This is a genomic window from Leifsonia sp. McL0627 (assembly GCF_058244615.1).
The window spans coordinates 690,837-706,607 of record NZ_JBZCGM010000002.1 but is presented as its reverse complement, the minus strand read 5'-3'; the positions used below and the strand labels follow the sequence as shown (position 1 = coordinate 706,607).

Sequence of the window (15,771 nt, the reverse complement as noted above, 5' to 3'; positions counted from 1 at the left end):
AAGCGGGCTGAGCATACGAGAGCAGGCGTACTGGACAGCGGGAAACCGTGTGGGTGCTCGGTGCAAAGTCTCCGACCCGCCGGGGCCGACGCTTCCCACAGTGCCGCGTTGCTACACGATCGCAGCGCCGGCAGTGCAGGCATTCCAGGCAGCCCAGGCGATGCAGGCTGCGCAGCGCCTGCAGTGAAGTGATGTGCATTGCACTGCACGTAATCCATGCTGGGTCACTCAGGGAACAGGCGCGCACTGGTGCCCTTGATGTTGCGTCGGACCCACGCTCGGCACCCACGCCGTGGTTCGGACCGGTGACGCAGGCGTACCTTGCGGGGGCAACCTCGAGGCATGTTTCACGTGAAACCGAGGTAACTGCCGCTCCGCCGCGCTCGGCCCGTGCTCCATGGCGCTCGGCGAGGGACCGCATCCACATGCAAACCCGGCCACTGCCGAGTTTCCACACCCCTCCTCTATCCACAGCGCGCCGCCGAGCAGAACTGCGCGCTGTGTATCCAAGATAGAGTTGACTGATGGTCACAGAGCGCATGTGACCTCCGTACTCAGACACCCGGTGCCGTGCACCATGATCGAGCGACAAGGTTTCACGTGAAACAATCGGACCAGGATGCCCAGGTCGGAACGAGCCCTGCGAGCTTCGACGCATCCACGCCGTTGGCGCAGGAAATACACGACTTAACGCGGAGGCGCGAGGCTATCGCCTCAGAAACGCTTCCCCTTCCGTCGCGAACGCGCATCTTCACTATCTCCAACCAGAAGGGCGGCGTTGGGAAGACGACGACCGTCGTGAACCTGTCCGCCGCGCTGGCAAAGTCTGGGGCGCGGGTCCTGGTCATCGACCTCGATCCTCAGGGAAACGCATCCACTGCACTGAGTGTGGAGCACCGCGAGGGCACCCCGAGCGTGTACGACGTGGTCGTAAACGACAAAGAGCTCGACGAGGTCATTCAGAAGTCGCCCGAGTTCGACGGACTCTTCGTTGTTCCGGCGACGATCGACCTTGCGGGCGCGGAAATCGAGCTCGTTTCGATGGTTGCGCGCGAACAGCGCCTCGGGCGGGCGCTCACTCGCTTCCTGGACGAGTACGACTTCGACTACGTTCTGATCGACTGCCCTCCGTCGCTCGGACTCCTGACGATCAACGCCTTCGTCGCTGCCACCGAGGTGTTGATCCCCATCCAGTGCGAGTACTACGCGCTCGAAGGGCTCAGCCAGCTGCTCAAGAACATCCAGCTGATCGAGCGTCACCTCAACCCGAAGCTGCAGGTCTCCACGATTCTGCTCACCATGTACGACTCGCGCACCAACCTGGCGCACCAGGTAGCCGAGGATGTCCGTGAGCATTTCCCCAAGGAAGTCCTCAAAACGATCATTCCGCGCTCTGTCCGCATCTCGGAGGCGCCCAGTTACGGGCAGAGCGTTATCAGTTACGACACGAACTCGTCCGGTTCGCTCTCCTACTTGGAGGCAGCCGCCGAGATTGCACGCAGAGGAGCACCCCGCTAATGGCAGCGAAGCGCACAGGATTGGGTCGAGGAATCGGCGCCCTCATCCCGACGACCGACCAGTCGGCACGGCCGGTCGACGTCTTCTTCCCTGATTCCTCCGCCACCGCTGTCAGAGAGGAACTCGTCGCCGTGCCTGGTGCACGCCTCGCGAACCTCTCCCCCGCGGACATTGTGCCCAACGCCGCTCAGCCGAGAACCGAGTTCGATCGCGAAGCGCTGGACGAGCTCGTTGCGAGCATCCGCGAGGTCGGTGTGCTGCAGCCGGTGGTGGTGCGGCCGATCCCCGGACAGCCGGACAAGTTCGAGCTGATCATGGGCGAGCGGCGCCTGCGAGCGACGAAGGAGCTCGGGCTCGACACGATCCCCGCGGTCGTCAAGGACACGGCTGACGAGGACATGCTCCGGGATGCCCTCCTCGAGAACCTGCACCGGTCGCAGCTCAACCCGCTCGAAGAGGCGTCGGCCTACCAGCAGCTACTCGCAGACTTCGGCATCACCCAGGATGAGCTCGCGTCACGGATCGGGCGCTCCCGCCCACAGATCACGAATACGCTCCGCCTCCTGAAGCTGCCGTCGGCAGTGCAGAGCAGGGTGGCGGCGGGCGTCCTGAGCGCAGGGCACGCACGCGCGATCCTGTCGGTGGGCGACGAGGAAGCGATGGCGCGTCTCGCCGACAAGATCGTGAACGAGGATCTGTCCGTGCGTGCGGCGGAGGCCGCAGCGAGCAAGAGCCCCAAGCCGGCGAGGACCAAGGTCACGGCGGGCAAGCACCGCGGGCACCTCGACGAGATCGCCGAAAAGCTCGGAGACCGCCTGGACACTCGCGTCAAGATCTCACTCGGTGCGAGAAAAGGCCAGATCGTGGTGGATTTCGCGACGATTCAAGACCTGAACCGCATCCTGGACGAAATAGGGCAGCCGAGCTTCACACGCCCGACCTTCAACTGAGGTCAGCCCAGCGAAAATAGCGGAGAAGTAGCGGACAACTAGCGAAAGATCCGCGCGCCCGCAGTACTCACGCGTCGGCGATCGCCGCCAGCGCCAGCGCAGCGTACACGTCACCGAGGTCGCGTCCCGAGGCGGCGATCGCCTGCGGCATGATCGACGTCTCCGTCAGGCCGGGAAGCACGTTCGCCTCCAGGAACCACGGCACCCCGGCCGCATCTACGATCAAGTCGATGCGCGACAGGTGACGCAGGCCCAGGGCGACGTGCGCGGTCGTCGCAGCATCTGCGACCGCAGCGGCAGTCACATCGTTCACGCGAGCCGGTGTGTAGAACCGCGTCTCCCCTGCGTTGTACCGTGCATCGAAGGTGTACACGCCTCCGACCGGCTCGATCTCGACGGCGGGGAGCGCCTCCGGCCCCTCCCCCGTGTCGATCACGGCGACCGAGACCTCCACGCCGGTGACCTTACGCTCGATCAGCGCGATGTCGGCATAGGTGTACGCGTCGACCATCGCGCGCGGGAGCTCGTCGGCCAGCTCGACGATCGTCACACCCTGCGCCGAGCCGCCCTGCGCGGGCTTGACGACCAGGGGCGTGCTGAGACCGTCGCGCACGGTCGCAAGCACGCTGTTCGCGCCCAGCTCCCGGAACGTCTCCTTCGGCAGCGCAATGGATGCGGGCGTCGACACACCGGCACGGGCCACGATGGTCTTGGCGGTCGGTTTCGACCAGGCCAGGCGGGAGGCGTCCGTCTGCGAACCGACGAACGGGATTCCTGTCAACTCCAGCAATGCGCGCAAGGCGCCGTCCTCACCGCTGGCGCCGTGCAGTGCGGGCCACACCACATCCGGGCGGTTGTCGGTGAGATAGCCCAGCAGCGACGCATCCGGGTCGCGGAAGGTCACCTGGTGGCCGAGCGAGTTGAGAGCGTCGGCGACGCGGCGGCCGCTGCGGAGCGAGATGTCGCGTTCGTGCGAGATTCCGCCGGCCAATACCACGATGTTGAGAGCGGCTTTTTCTGCCATGATCAGCTCTTTCTTTGGAACCGGGTCGGGTGTGAAGTGTGAACCAGCGATCAGCGAAGGTCGGTCGGAGGGTTGGAGCTGTTCTGCTCACGCCGCGACGCATTCAGCGGGCCGGTGCCGGCGAACGTGTCGAGCAGGTCCTGCTCGCCGTTGATGACGTTCGCCAACCTCCGCACGCCGACCCGGATGCTCTCCGGGGTCGGGTAGCAGAACGACAGCCGGATGTTCTGGGCGCCGGAGCCGTCGGCGAAGAATGCCGTGCCGGGGGTGTACGCGACCAGTTCTTTCACCGCGCGCGGAAGCATCGCCTTCGAGTCGAGGTGCGACGGCAACGTCAGCCACACGTAGAAGCCGCCGTTGGGGTTCGTCCAGCTCAGTTCGGGCAGGTACTCCTCGAGCGCGGAGATCATCGTCTCCTTGCGCTCCCGGTAGACGCCGCGGAACGTGTCGATCTGCGCCTTCCAGTCGGCGTCACGCAGATACTCGGAGATCACCAGCTGACTGAACGAGCTCGGACTCAGCACGGCCGCCTCGTTGGCGAGGATCAGCTTCTCGCGGATCGCGTGGGGCGCCAGCGCCCAGCCGACGCGGAACCCGGGGGCGAGAGTCTTCGAGAAGGTGCCGAGATAGACCACCCCGTCCTGCTCAACCGAGCGCATCGCCTCGGGCGGACGCTCTCCGAAGTAGAGCAGGCCGTACGGGTTGTCTTCCAGCACCAGGATGTCGTTGGCCTTGGCGATCTCCAGGATCTCCAGACGGCGCTCCCAACTCAGCGTGACACCCGCGGGATTGTGGAACGTCGGCACCGTATACAAGAACTTCACCGTGCGTCCGGCCGCTTTGAGCCGGGCGATGTGCTCGCGGAGCGCCTCCGGGATGAGGCCGTGCTCATCCATCGGCACGTGGTCGACCTCGGCCTGGTAGGAGCGGAAGATCACCATGGCGGTGACGTAGCTCGGCCCCTCGGCCAGCACCACGTCCCCCGGGTCGATGAACAGCTTGCTGAACAGTTCGAGCGCGTGCTGCGAGCCGGTCGTCACGACCACGTCGTCCGCGCTCGCGCTGATGCCTTCGAGAGCCATCACGTCCAGGATCTGCTCGCGCAGGGCCGGAACGCCCTGGCCGGAGCCGTATTGCAGCGCGACAGGGCCCTGCTCGCGCATCACCCTGTCCATCGCGCCGACGACCAGATCTTCCGGAAGCGCCGCCACATACGGCATGCCGCCTGCCAGGGAGACCACCTCGGGCCTGCTGGCGACGGCGAACAGGGCTCGGACCTCACTGGCGGCCAGGCCGCTGGTGCGCTGCGCGTAATGGTTGTACCACGGGTCCAGATTGTTGCCGCGTGAAAGCGGGCTGCCCTGATCAGTCACTTGTCTTCCGTTTCTTACGCCGTTTGCCAATGCTATTTGTGTGGTGCGCTATGCCCGAAATCGAGGGATGCGCGGTGAGACAGAAAAGACCCGCCCGGCTGAGTGCCGGACGGGTCTGAGAAGGACTGGTCGGCTACGCGAGGTAGGCGGCCAGGTCGGCTTCGAGGGCGGGCTTCGGCTTGGCGCCGATGACGGTCTTGACGACCTCGCCACCCTGGTAAACCTTCATCGCGGGGATGGAGGTGATCTGGTACTTCGCAGCGGTCTGCGGGTTCTCGTCGACGTTGAGCTTCACGATCTCGATCTTGTCGGAGTGCTCCGCCGCGATCTGGTCGAGGATCGGGCCGACGGCGCGACACGGGCCGCACCACTCTGCCCAGAAGTCGACGAGGATCGTCTTCTCGCTGTTGAGGACATCGCTCTCGAAAGAGGCATCCGTGACCGAACGTGCTGCAGACATTTCTTGGTTCTCCTTATGCGGTGGTGGTGAGTTCGAGATCGCCGGACTCGACCTCAACGGTCTGGTCCAGCAGGTCTTTGGGGAGGGTCGAAAGGTATTGTTCCGCGTCGAGGGCGGCGACAGTTCCGGAGGCGGCTGCCGTGACGGCCTGACGGTAGTGCGGGTCGATGACGTCACCGGCCGCGAACACCCCGGCGACCTTGGTCTTCGACGAACGGCCGGCGACCGCGATGGTCCCATCCGGAGTCAGATCGAGCTGGCCGTGGACCAGGTGAACGCGCGGGTCGTTGCCGATCGCGATGAACAGCCCCTGGAGCTCCAGGTCGCTCTCCTCGCCGGAGTTGACGTCGCGGAGCGTGACGCTCTTCACGGTCTCTTCACCATTGATGGCGACGACCTCGGAGTTCCACACGAATTCGATCTTCTCGTTCGCGAATGCGCGGTCCTGCATGATCTTGGACGCGCGCAGCGAGTCCTTGCGGTGGATCACGTAGACCTTGTCGGCGAAGCGGGTGAGGAAGTTGGCCTCCTCCATCGCCGAGTCGCCTCCGCCGACGACCGCGATCGTGCGCTCCCGGAAGAAGAAGCCGTCGCAGGTCGCGCACCAGGACACACCGTGTCCGGACAGGCGCTCCTCGTCGTGAAGGCCGAGCTTGCGGTAGGCCGAACCCGTGGCGAAGATTACCGAGAGGGCTTCGTGCTTGGCGCCGGAACCCAGGGTGACGCTCTTGACGTCGCCGGTGAGATCGACGGACACGACGTCGTCGAGGACGACCTCTGTGCCGAAACGCTCGGCCTGAGCCTGCATCTTGAACATGAGGTCCGGGCCCATGATGCCGTCAGGGAAGCCGGGGAAGTTCTCGACCTCTGTGGTGTTCATGAGTTCGCCGCCTGCTTCGACGGACGAGGCGATCAGCAGCGGCCGGAGGTTGGCGCGCGCGGCGTAGATGGCCGCGGTGTAACCGGCGGGGCCGGAACCGATGATGATGATCTGCCGCACGGCGGGAGCTCCTTGCACTATCTGTAACGGTCCAGAACCGGACCGCTGAGGTGTAGAACACATCCTAGGCGGATGCTATTCCGTTTCACGTGTGAGTTCGGAGCGGACGCCCAACCGGTTCAGAATCGGCGCCAGACCGGCCATCAGGTCGCGGGAATGCAGCAGTGTGAGGACGCCGATGTAGACCACCAGCATCACAACTCCGACCACCGCGGACGACACGATCGCGCCGAAGATCCCGCTCACCGGGAACGAGCCGGCGTCGACACCGCCCATGATCACCAGGAAGCCGCCACCGGCGATCATCGCGGCGAGGGCGGCCACCGCGAAACGCCACAGACCGCTCAGGATGCGGCGACCATCCACTCCCCCGGTGGTGCGGCGGAGGAGCGCGAAGGCGAGGGCTGCTTGCACGACGCTTGCGATGGACACCACCAGGGCGACGGAGGCGGCGCGCGCCGGTGCGGGAACGGCCAGGCACACGAGCACACCGGCCACGATCAGGATCACCTGCGCCAGCGTGAAGAAGAACGGCGTGCGGGTGTTGCCGAGCGAGTAGAAGGCGCGCTGGGCCATGAACACGAGCGAGAACGGCACGAGTCCGACCAGGTAGGCGATCAGAACCCAGCCGAAGGCCTGATAGTCGACGGTGAACACGCGCGCCACAGGGAAGGCGACCACGATGAGTGCGGCCGCCGAGAACGTGATGAGCAGCATGATCGACCTGGTGGCCGCGGAGAAGTCCCCGCGGAACGCCGCGGCGTCCCTCGTGCGCGTGCTCGGCCATCCTGGTGTAGAAGCTGGTGACGATCGAGACCGCGATGATGCCGTGCGGGAGCATGAAGATCAGCCAGGCGTTGTTCATGATGAGCGGTCCGGCATTGCCGGTGCCCGCGGAGTTGGCGACGTTCGTCTCGACGAGGCCGGCGACCTGGGCGGCGATCAGCATGGCGAAGGTCCAGCCCGCCGCGCGGCCGGCGTGCCCGAGGTTGACGCCGCGCCAGCCGAAGTCGAATCGGAACCGCAAGCCGACGCGTCGCCAGAAGTAGAACAGGATGAACGCCTGCACGGCCACGCCGAGTGTCGCGCCACCGGCGAGGAGGGCGACCATCCCGCCCGACCACTCGTGGCTGCGGGTGCCGTTCGGGTCGGCACCGAACGTCAGGATGAAGGCGATGAGCATCCCGATCGCGATGATGTTGTTGACGACCGGCGCCCAGGTGAACGGACCGAACGACTTGCGCGCGTTCAGCACCTCGCCGAGGAGCGTGTATAGACCGAGGAAGAAGATCTGCGGGAGCGACCAATAGGCGAAAGCGGTCGCGAGGTCGGCCTTGGCGCCGCGCAAGCCGAACAGGGCGATCAGGACCGGTGAGAGCAGCGTCGCGACGAGCGCGACGGCCGCGAACACGACGATCCCGAGGGTGACCAGCTTGTTGATGTACGCCTTGCCGCCGTCGGCATTGACAGACGCACGCACGATCTGCGGCACCAGGATGGCGCTCAGGATGCCCTGCGCGATGATCGCGTAGATGCTGTTCGGCACGATGGTCGACGTCGCGTACGCGTTCGACGCGAACGCGACCGCGCCGATCGCCTGCAGCAGCAGCCACGCCTTCGCGAAGCCCAGGATGCGCGAGACCAGGGTCCCGGAGGCGAGCATGGCGCTGGCGCGACCGATGCTAGCCACGGGCGCCTCCGTCTGGCGGGGCGGCGGAGTCGTCCGGCTCGGTGGGTGCGTCGGTGGGTGCGGAGGCGTCGGTGGGCGCGGCGTCCTCGGCGGGTGCGTCGGGGTCGGCGGCCTCGGCGTCACCCTCCCCCGACTCCTCCTTCTTCCGCTGGTCGCGACGGCGCAGGATGTTGCGCACGATTCCGAATCCGAACAGCAGCACGAGCAGGATGCCGAAGATCAGCGCGCCGATGCCCTCCCAGTCTGCGTGCACATCCACTGTCACAGCGCTCGGGTCGCCGATCGGCACGCCGGTCGGGCTGTAGAGGCGCAGCGAAAGCACCACCTGACCGTTGCCGAGCTTCGCCTTGACGGGCACCAGCATCGTCGCGCGTGAATCCTGGGGGATGCGCTTGGTCGCGTTCTGGTCGATCTCCAGCCTGCTGTTCGACGGCGACGCGGTGAGGACGACGTTCGCGGCCTCGTCTTTCAGCTCGTTGCTGACCGTGAACGGGATGGAACCCTGCGCGCTCACCAGATTGACGTTCTCGGTGGGCAGGATCTTGATCGAGTGCAGCGTGTCGACCGTCGCCTTCCTGGAGGCGGCGACCGCGACCGACCAATCGGTGCGCGGGTTCTGCCACGACACGGCGAACAGGGTCAGCAGCTGCGCCCTGGTGCGTCCGGTCATCGTGTCCGGTTTGTCGAGCACCGTCGCGAACGAGTCGATCGACTGCTCGTCCTGAACCAGCGCCTTGAGGCTGTCGATGCGGGTCTGCGACTCCGGCGCATCCGTCAGCGAGAGCCCGGAGCTCGACGGAGCGGCCGCCGTCGACGACAGGGACGACGGCGTGGACCACGGCGAGGCGAAGAGCGATTCCAGGGTGCGGCGCAGCTGCGTGCCGCTGGACGGCCAGGAGCGGTCGAACGAGATCAGGAGCTGCTTGGACTGCGTCCCCTCGGCGCTGATCAGTTCGAGCTGGGCGTTCACCTTCGACATCGCCGTGTTCCAGGCGACATCGCTCGGTGCGGACTCCGCCTGGCGGATCGCGGTGGAGAGGGCCTCGTCCGACACCAGCAGCTTGCCGCCGTCGAACGGGAGGGTGGCGTTGGGGGTGCTCTCCAGGGTGGCCTGGTTGGTATTCGAGCCGGAGGCCACGACGGTGTGCAGACCAGCGGCCGCCAAGGGGGCGAGGTCGGCGGAACGCACGGTGTTGTCGCCCGGCCAGCCGATGCCGGTGAGTGAGTACTTCCACGCCACCAGTTCGTCGAGGGTCGGCAGCGTGACCCCGCCCGGTCCGGCGGTGGGTGTCGGGGTGGGCGTCTCGGCCGGCGGGGCGGGAGTCGCGGTGGACGGCTCGCCGACGGGCGTCGGCGACGGGGTGAAGTTCTTCGGGTCGAGCGCGTAGTCGAGCGAGGTCGGTGCGAGCGGCGCAGGGAGGCCGGCCTGCACCTGGCCGGTGACGTCGGCGTCGCCGAAGCCGAGGGAGAAGGTGTCGTTGGGCAGAGCGGCGAGACGGTTGAGCCAGTCGCTGGCGCTCGGCGGCGCCGCGTTGCCGAGCGCGCGGATGGACGCGATGATCATCGGGTCGATGCCGACGGTGACCGTGCTGTGGCCGATGAGGCCGTCCAGGTCGCGGGTGAGGACGCCGTTCGGTGCGGTGTACGTGGTGAGGTCGGCGGCGGTGATCAGCCCGTCGGAGGTCGACGGGCTGACGAGCGGCATGATCACACCGAGCGAGGAGCGGGTGCTCTCGACGCCGGGGTTCCAGACCACGCTGCCCCGCGCATCCACTGTCTTGCCGCCGACGGAGACGGTGGCTCCGATGCCGTAGACGGCGCCGGACGGGTTGGTGCCGAACGGGACGGCAGCCGCGGGAACGGTGACCCTGACGACGGTGCTGGTGCCCGGTTCGAGAGTGGTGACCTGGCCTTCGCCGATGGTGGCCTTGCCGGAGACGGCGGTGGTCGACGTGAGCCAGGACGAGAGGGCGGTGCGCGACTTCTGCGGCGACGGGTCGAGCCAGAGCGAGACGGAGCCGGGCGGGTATGAGCTGTCTGTGGGGTTGGTGACCGTGATGGAGACGGAGAGGTCTTGGATCGGTGCGAGCACACCGCCGTTGTCGGCGGCCAGAGAAGCGGAGATGTCGTCGCCCGTCGTCGCAGCCCGGACGAGCCCGGTGGATGCGTCCGATGCGCCGGATGTGGCCGAGACCCCGACCGCGCCCCGATCGGCTCCCTGCACGACGGCACTGGATGCTCCGGCCGGCACCAGTGCGATGGCTACGGCCGCGCAGACGAGCGCGGCGAGATTCCGCACCCCCTGCCGAAGGGTGAATCGGGGTGCGCTCATGCGTCGATGCACGATCCCGACTCGGCCTCCATGTCGACGATTCTAGAGGGGGCCCGCTGGGAGAGCCCGACGAGCGCGCCAAGCGGAGCACGCCTAATAAACTGGGGCACCATGCACAGCGTCGCCGAATCCATCGCTCGCCTCGGCGACCTCGCCCGCTCGGCGACCGTCTCCCGGCTGGCCTCAGCGTTCGCCGACGCCGGCTATGAACTCGCCCTGGTGGGCGGTCCTGTGCGGGATGCGCTGCTCGACCGGCCGGTGCACGACCTGGACTTCACGACCGACGCCAGGCCGGACGACATCCTGCGCGTCGTCTCCCCCCTGGCAGATGCCGTGTGGGACATCGGGCGCCAGTTCGGAACAATCGGTGCACGGTTCGGCGACGACACCGTCGAGATCACCACCTACCGCACAGACGTCTACGACGGGGAGACACGGAAGCCGGACGTCGAGTTCGGGGACACACTCGAAGGCGACCTGCTGCGCCGTGACTTCACCGTGAACGCGCTGGCCCTGCGCATCCCGGAGGTGAAGCTGGTCGACCCGTCCGGCGGTGTCGAGCACCTGCTGAGCCGCACGCTCACCACCCCGAGCAGCCCGGAGATCTCGTTCGGCGACGATCCACTGCGCATGATGCGGGCCGCGCGCTTCACCTCCCAACTCGGCTTCACGGTCGATGACGAGACCCAGGATGCGATGGCCGAGCTGGCCGGCCGCATCGAGATCGTGAGTGCTGAGCGGGTGCGCGACGAGCTGACCAAGCTGCTCTGCACCGATGACCCGCGGCCGGGGATCGAGTTGCTGGTCTCGACCGGTCTCGCTGCGCAGGTCATCCCGGAGATCCCGGCGCTGCGGCTGGAGATCGACGAGCACCACCACCACAAAGACGTCTACCAGCACAGCCTCACCGTGCTCGACCAGGCCATCGGATATGAGAAGGAGCGGCACGCGGGCGAGGCGCCGGATCTCGTTCTGCGGCTGGCGGCGATCCTGCACGACATCGGCAAGCCGGCCACGCGCAAGCTGGAGCCGGGCGGCGTCGTCAGCTTCTACCACCACGACGTGGTGGGGGCGAAGCTCGCCAAGAAGCGGCTGACGGCGCTGCGGTTCGACAAGGCGACCATCGACGCGGTGGCGAGGCTGATCGAACTGCACCTGCGGTTCTTCGGGTACGCGGACGCCAACTGGACCGATTCCGCTGTCCGCCGCTACATCCGGGATGCTGGGCCGGAACTCGAGCGTCTGCACATGCTCACGCGCGCCGACGTCACCACCCGTAACCGCCGAAAGGCGGACAGGCTCGGGTTCGCGTACGACGACCTCGAGACGCGCATCAGGGAGCTGAAGGAGAAAGAGGAACTGGATGCGGTGCGTCCGGACCTCGACGGCGAACAGGTCATGCGCATCCTGGGCATCAAGCCGGGCAGGGAGGTGGGGGCGGCGATGAGGTTCCTGCTGGAGCTGCGGCTCGACGACGGCCCGCTCGGCGAGGAGGAGGCGACCAGGCGGCTGCTGGCCTGGTGGGAGTCGCAGCAACACTGACGCATCCCTGCACAGGGTGCGCGGCAGGTGGGTTCTCCACAGATGCCTGACCGACAGGTCCGGGATGCGCCCTCCCCCGCGAGTGTGGAGGCATGACGAACACACTCCTTACGCCTCCTGCCACTGCATCCGTTGCTGTCCCCGCCGACGCCGACTGGCGCGACACGCCCGCATCCGTTACGCTGGACAGGTTGTCTGGGCAGACGTATGCCCGCACGACAGATGTAGAACCCTCCTGCTACAGACCGTCTGTAGCCGCCAAGTCCAAAGGAGGTGGGTTAGTCATGCATCAGTACGAGTTGATGGTCATCCTCGATCCAGAGATCGACGAGCGCACCGTTGCTCCCAGCCTTGACAAGTTCCTCAACGTCGTTCGCGACGCGGGTGGATCCGTCGACAACGTCGACATCTGGGGCCGCCGTCGTCTCGCCTACGAGATCAACAAGAAGACCGAGGGCATCTACGCCGTCGTTCAGTTGACCTCCAACGGTGAGACCACCAAGGAGCTCGACCGCCAGTTGAAGCTGAGCGAAGCCGTCATGCGCACCAAGGTCCTCCGTGCGGAAGAGGCGATCGCACAGGTCGCCGCCGCTGCGAAGCTCGCCGACGAGAAGGCCGCCCGCAAGGCTGCCGCTCCCGCCAAGGCTGCTGCCGCCGACAAGGCCGGCGTCTAGTCCCATGGCCGGCGAGACCGTCATCACCGTGGTGGGCAACCTCACCAGCGACCCGGAGCTGCGTTACACGCAGAACGGGCTCGCGGTTGCCAACTTCACCATCGCATCCACACCCCGCACGTTCGACCGTCAGGCGAACGAGTGGAAGGACGGTGAGGCTCTCTTCCTGCGCGCGAGCGTCTGGCGTGAATTCGCCGAGCACGTCGCCGGTTCGCTGACGAAGGGCTCGCGCGTCATCGCGCAGGGTCGCCTGAAGCAGCGTTCCTACGAGACGAAGGAAGGTGAGAAGCGCACCTCGATCGAGCTCGAGATCGATGAGATCGGCCCGTCGCTGCGCTACGCCACCGCTTCGATCACGCGCGCGCAGTCGTCTGGCCGTGCCCCCGGAGGTTTCCCCTCCGGTGGCGGTGCCGTCGAAGAGCCGTGGGCAGCATCGGCGCCTGCAGACGCTTCGTCCTCCGGGTCGGACGTCTGGAACACGCCGGGCAGCTACAGCGACGAGACTCCCTTCTAAGGGTCACCAACATTCACCAGCTCCATCGGCTTTCGATGAGAGCGGAAAGCAAAGGAAATCATGGCTGGAAAGTCGAGCGGCGACCGCCGCAAGCCGATCCGCAAGGGCAAGGACGGCAAGAACGCCGCTCCGGCGAAGTCGATTCGCGTCGGCGTCATTGACTACAAGGACGTCGCGACCCTGCGGAAGTTCATCTCGGAGCGTGGAAAGATCCGCGCCCGCCGCATCACCGGTGTCTCCGTCCAGGAGCAGCGCCTCATCGCCCGTGCCGTCAAGAACGCACGCGAGATGGCACTTCTCCCCTACGCCGGCTCTGGCCGTTAGGAGATACGGACATGTCGAAACTCATTCTGACGCACGAGGTCACCGGCCTCGGCTCTGCCGGAGACGTCGTCGACGTCAAGAACGGCTTTGCACGCAACTACCTCATCCCGCAGGGCTTCGCGATCGCGTGGACCCGCGGTGGTGAGAAGCAGGTGGAGCAGATCAAGGCGGCTCGCGTCGCTCGTGAGCTCCACACCATCGAGCAGGCTCAGGACCTCAAGTCCAAGCTGCAGGCCACCAAGGTCAAGCTGACCGTAAAGGCCGGCCGCGAAGGCCGCCTCTTCGGCTCCGTCAAGACGTCCGACATCGCGGACGCCGTGAAGGCCGCCGGAATCGGCGAGCTGGACAAGCGCAAGATCGAGATCACCTCGCCCATCAAGGTCGTCGGCGACCACGAGGCCACGGTTCGTCTTCACGACGACCTGTCCGCCGTGATCACCCTCCAGGTGGTCGCTGCCAAGTAGGCACGATAAGCAGAAAGTGTAGCGGCGGGCTTCGGCCCGCCGCTACACCTTTTAACAACTGATTCCGCAGTTTTGTACACAGGGCGAAACGCCCGGGAAACGCGTTTTCCCACACCAATGAAACTGTTTTCTACACACAGGGTGTGGAGAGATAAATCCCAGATCAAATGGCATATACGCGCCAATATTGATCTTTAGTCCACACCTTTCCCCACAGGTTGTGCACAAGCAGCGCGGCGTTTCGCGCAGATTCTCCCCAACGTTATCCACAGGGTGAGTTGTGGCCGGTCTGCCTGCTCCCTAGGGTGGAGCGAGGTCGGCGGCAACCGGCCGAGGAGAGAACCGACGATGTCGGTGGTCACCCGCAAGATCCTGATAGCAGCGAGCCGTGCCACGCAGTGTGGCGGTGAGCGAGGTTCACTGGAATCAGGCTGCTCGGGATGCGCGGAGCCATGAGCCCTGCCCTGCCGTGTACCCGTGCCGAAACGAAAGAGGAGAAACCGTGTCGATCGCCCATCTGGGTCTCGCTGACCAACGCGAACCGGGCGAAACGCGTACGTCGGAACGCACGCCGCCGCACGACCTCCTGGCCGAGCAGAGCGCCCTCGGCGGAATGCTCCTCAGCAAGGACGCGGTCGCCGACGTCGTCGAAGTCGTCCGCGGTCCCGACTTCTACATCCCCAAGCACGAGATCATCTACGACGCCGTCCTCTCCCTGTACTCGCACGGAGAGCCGACCGACGTCATCACCGTCACCGACGAGCTCACCAAGGTCGGCGAGCTGTCTCGCGCGGGCGGCGCCGAGTACCTGCACACGCTCACCAGCCTCGTGCCGACGGCCGCGAACGCGGGCTACTACGCCAACATCGTCGCCGAGAAGGCTCTGCTGCGCCGCCTGGTCGAGGCCGGCACCCGCATCACGCAGATGGGCTACAAGGCAGAGGGCGAAGTGCTCGACCTCGTCAACAACGCGCAGGCCGAGATCTACTCCGTCACCGGCTCCCAGGAGACGGAGGACTACGTCCCCCTCACCGACGCCGTGACCGTCGCCATCGACGAGATCGAGGCGGCCAGCCATAAAGACGGTTCGATGACGGGCGTCCCCACAGGCTTCGCCGAACTCGACGAGCTCACGAACGGGCTGCACCCCGGCCAGATGATCATCGTCGCCGCGCGCCCTGCCCTCGGAAAGTCGACTCTCGCGCTGGACTTCGCCCGCGCAGCCTCGATCCACCACGACATGCCCACCATCTTCTTCTCCCTCGAAATGGGTCGAAGCGAGATTGCGATGCGCTTGCTCTCCGCGGAAGCCTCCGTGCCCCTGCAGAGCATGCGCAAGGGCAAGGTGGAGAGCCGCGACTGGACGACTATCGCCTCCACCCGCGGCCGCATCAACGACGCCCCGCTCTACATCGACGACAGTCCCAACATGACCCTCGTCGAGATCCGCGCCAAGTGCCGCCGCCTCAAGCAGCGCGTCGGCCTCAAGATGGTCATCATCGACTACCTGCAGCTGATGACGAGCGGCAAGCGCGTCGAGAGCCGCCAGCAGGAAGTCAGCGAGTTCTCCCGAGCCCTGAAGCTGCTCGCGAAAGAACTGCAGGTCCCCGTGATAGCCCTCTCCCAGCTGAACCGTGGTCCCGAGCAGCGCGCCGACAAACTCCCCGCCCTGAGCGACCTCCGCGAGTCCGGCTCGATCGAGCAGGACGCCGACATGGTCATCCTGCTGCACCGCGAGTCCGCCTACGAGAAAGACAACCCGAGGGCCGGCGAGGCCGACCTCATCGTCGCCAAGCACCGCAACGGTCCGACCCGCACGGTGACCGTGGCGTTCCAGGGGCACTTCTCCCGGTTCACGGATATGGCGCCGGTGTAAGTCGCGACACAAACGCCGACCAGTTGTACC

Annotated in this window: 13 protein-coding genes and 1 pseudogene; 8 read left to right on the top strand and 6 right to left on the bottom strand. The window is 66.1% G+C overall.

What is annotated here, in order from left to right; genetic code table 11:
* Positions 1–600 precede the first annotated feature (600 nt).
* Both AC37TH_RS03940 and AC37TH_RS03935 read left to right on the top strand, forming a co-directional pair.
* Positions 601–1,518: a ParA family protein gene (locus AC37TH_RS03940; protein WP_490763046.1), complete on the top strand. Its 918-nt coding sequence runs from the start codon at positions 601–603 to the stop codon at positions 1,516–1,518.
* A complete protein-coding gene (locus AC37TH_RS03935; RefSeq protein WP_490763045.1) occupies positions 1,518–2,468 on the top strand; it encodes a ParB/RepB/Spo0J family partition protein in 951 nt (316 codons plus the stop codon). Before AC37TH_RS03940 ends, AC37TH_RS03935 begins: the two co-directional genes overlap by 1 nt.
* Before the next feature lie 67 nt (positions 2,469–2,535).
* Here the strand turns inward: AC37TH_RS03935 and AC37TH_RS03930 are convergent, their stop codons facing one another.
* The 6 genes and pseudogenes from AC37TH_RS03930 to AC37TH_RS03905 all read right to left on the bottom strand — a co-directional run bounded on the left by AC37TH_RS03930 (position 2,536) and on the right by AC37TH_RS03905 (position 10,347).
* Positions 2,536–3,492, bottom strand: coding sequence for a D-alanine--D-alanine ligase family protein (locus AC37TH_RS03930; protein ID WP_490763044.1), 957 nt, complete (start codon positions 3,490–3,492; stop codon positions 2,536–2,538).
* Between the two features lie 50 nt (positions 3,493–3,542).
* Positions 3,543–4,865: an aminotransferase-like domain-containing protein gene (locus AC37TH_RS03925; protein ID WP_490763043.1), complete on the bottom strand. Its 1,323-nt coding sequence runs from the start codon at positions 4,863–4,865 to the stop codon at positions 3,543–3,545.
* A gap of 133 nt (positions 4,866–4,998) precedes the next feature.
* Positions 4,999–5,325 carry a thioredoxin gene (gene trxA / locus AC37TH_RS03920; protein ID WP_055897216.1) on the bottom strand — a complete coding sequence of 109 codons (327 nt, stop codon included), beginning with the start codon at positions 5,323–5,325 and terminating at the stop codon, positions 4,999–5,001.
* Positions 5,326–5,338: 13 nt separating this feature from the next.
* Positions 5,339–6,325, bottom strand: coding sequence for a thioredoxin-disulfide reductase (gene trxB, locus AC37TH_RS03915; protein ID WP_490763042.1), 987 nt, complete (start codon positions 6,323–6,325; stop codon positions 5,339–5,341).
* A gap of 75 nt (positions 6,326–6,400) precedes the next feature.
* A pseudogene (gene murJ / locus AC37TH_RS03910) lies at positions 6,401–7,988 on the bottom strand (murein biosynthesis integral membrane protein MurJ).
* Positions 7,989–8,007: 19 nt separating this feature from the next.
* Positions 8,008–10,347, bottom strand: coding sequence for a DUF6049 family protein (locus AC37TH_RS03905; protein WP_490763041.1), 2,340 nt, complete (start codon positions 10,345–10,347; stop codon positions 8,008–8,010).
* A gap of 111 nt (positions 10,348–10,458) precedes the next feature.
* On the opposite strand from AC37TH_RS03905, the gene AC37TH_RS03900 reads away from it, so the two are divergent.
* The 6 genes from AC37TH_RS03900 (at position 10,459) to dnaB (ending at position 15,741) form a co-directional block, all read left to right on the top strand.
* Positions 10,459–11,889, top strand: coding sequence for a CCA tRNA nucleotidyltransferase (locus tag AC37TH_RS03900; protein ID WP_490763040.1), 1,431 nt, complete (start codon positions 10,459–10,461; stop codon positions 11,887–11,889).
* Positions 11,890–12,173: 284 nt separating this feature from the next.
* Entirely contained in the window at positions 12,174–12,563 is a 390-nt protein-coding gene (gene rpsF / locus AC37TH_RS03895; RefSeq protein WP_490763039.1) for a 30S ribosomal protein S6, read from the top strand.
* Between the two features lie 4 nt (positions 12,564–12,567).
* Positions 12,568–13,077, top strand: coding sequence for a single-stranded DNA-binding protein (locus AC37TH_RS03890; protein WP_490763038.1), 510 nt, complete (start codon positions 12,568–12,570; stop codon positions 13,075–13,077).
* A gap of 60 nt (positions 13,078–13,137) precedes the next feature.
* Positions 13,138–13,401, top strand: a complete 264-nt coding sequence (gene rpsR / locus AC37TH_RS03885) for a 30S ribosomal protein S18 (RefSeq protein ID WP_055897232.1) — start codon at positions 13,138–13,140, stop codon at positions 13,399–13,401.
* Positions 13,402–13,412: 11 nt separating this feature from the next.
* Positions 13,413–13,865 carry a 50S ribosomal protein L9 gene (gene rplI, locus AC37TH_RS03880; RefSeq protein WP_490763037.1) on the top strand — a complete coding sequence of 151 codons (453 nt, stop codon included), beginning with the start codon at positions 13,413–13,415 and terminating at the stop codon, positions 13,863–13,865.
* Between the two features lie 502 nt (positions 13,866–14,367).
* Positions 14,368–15,741, top strand: coding sequence for a replicative DNA helicase (gene dnaB / locus AC37TH_RS03875; protein WP_490763036.1), 1,374 nt, complete (start codon positions 14,368–14,370; stop codon positions 15,739–15,741).
* The last annotated feature ends 30 nt before the right edge of the window (positions 15,742–15,771 follow it).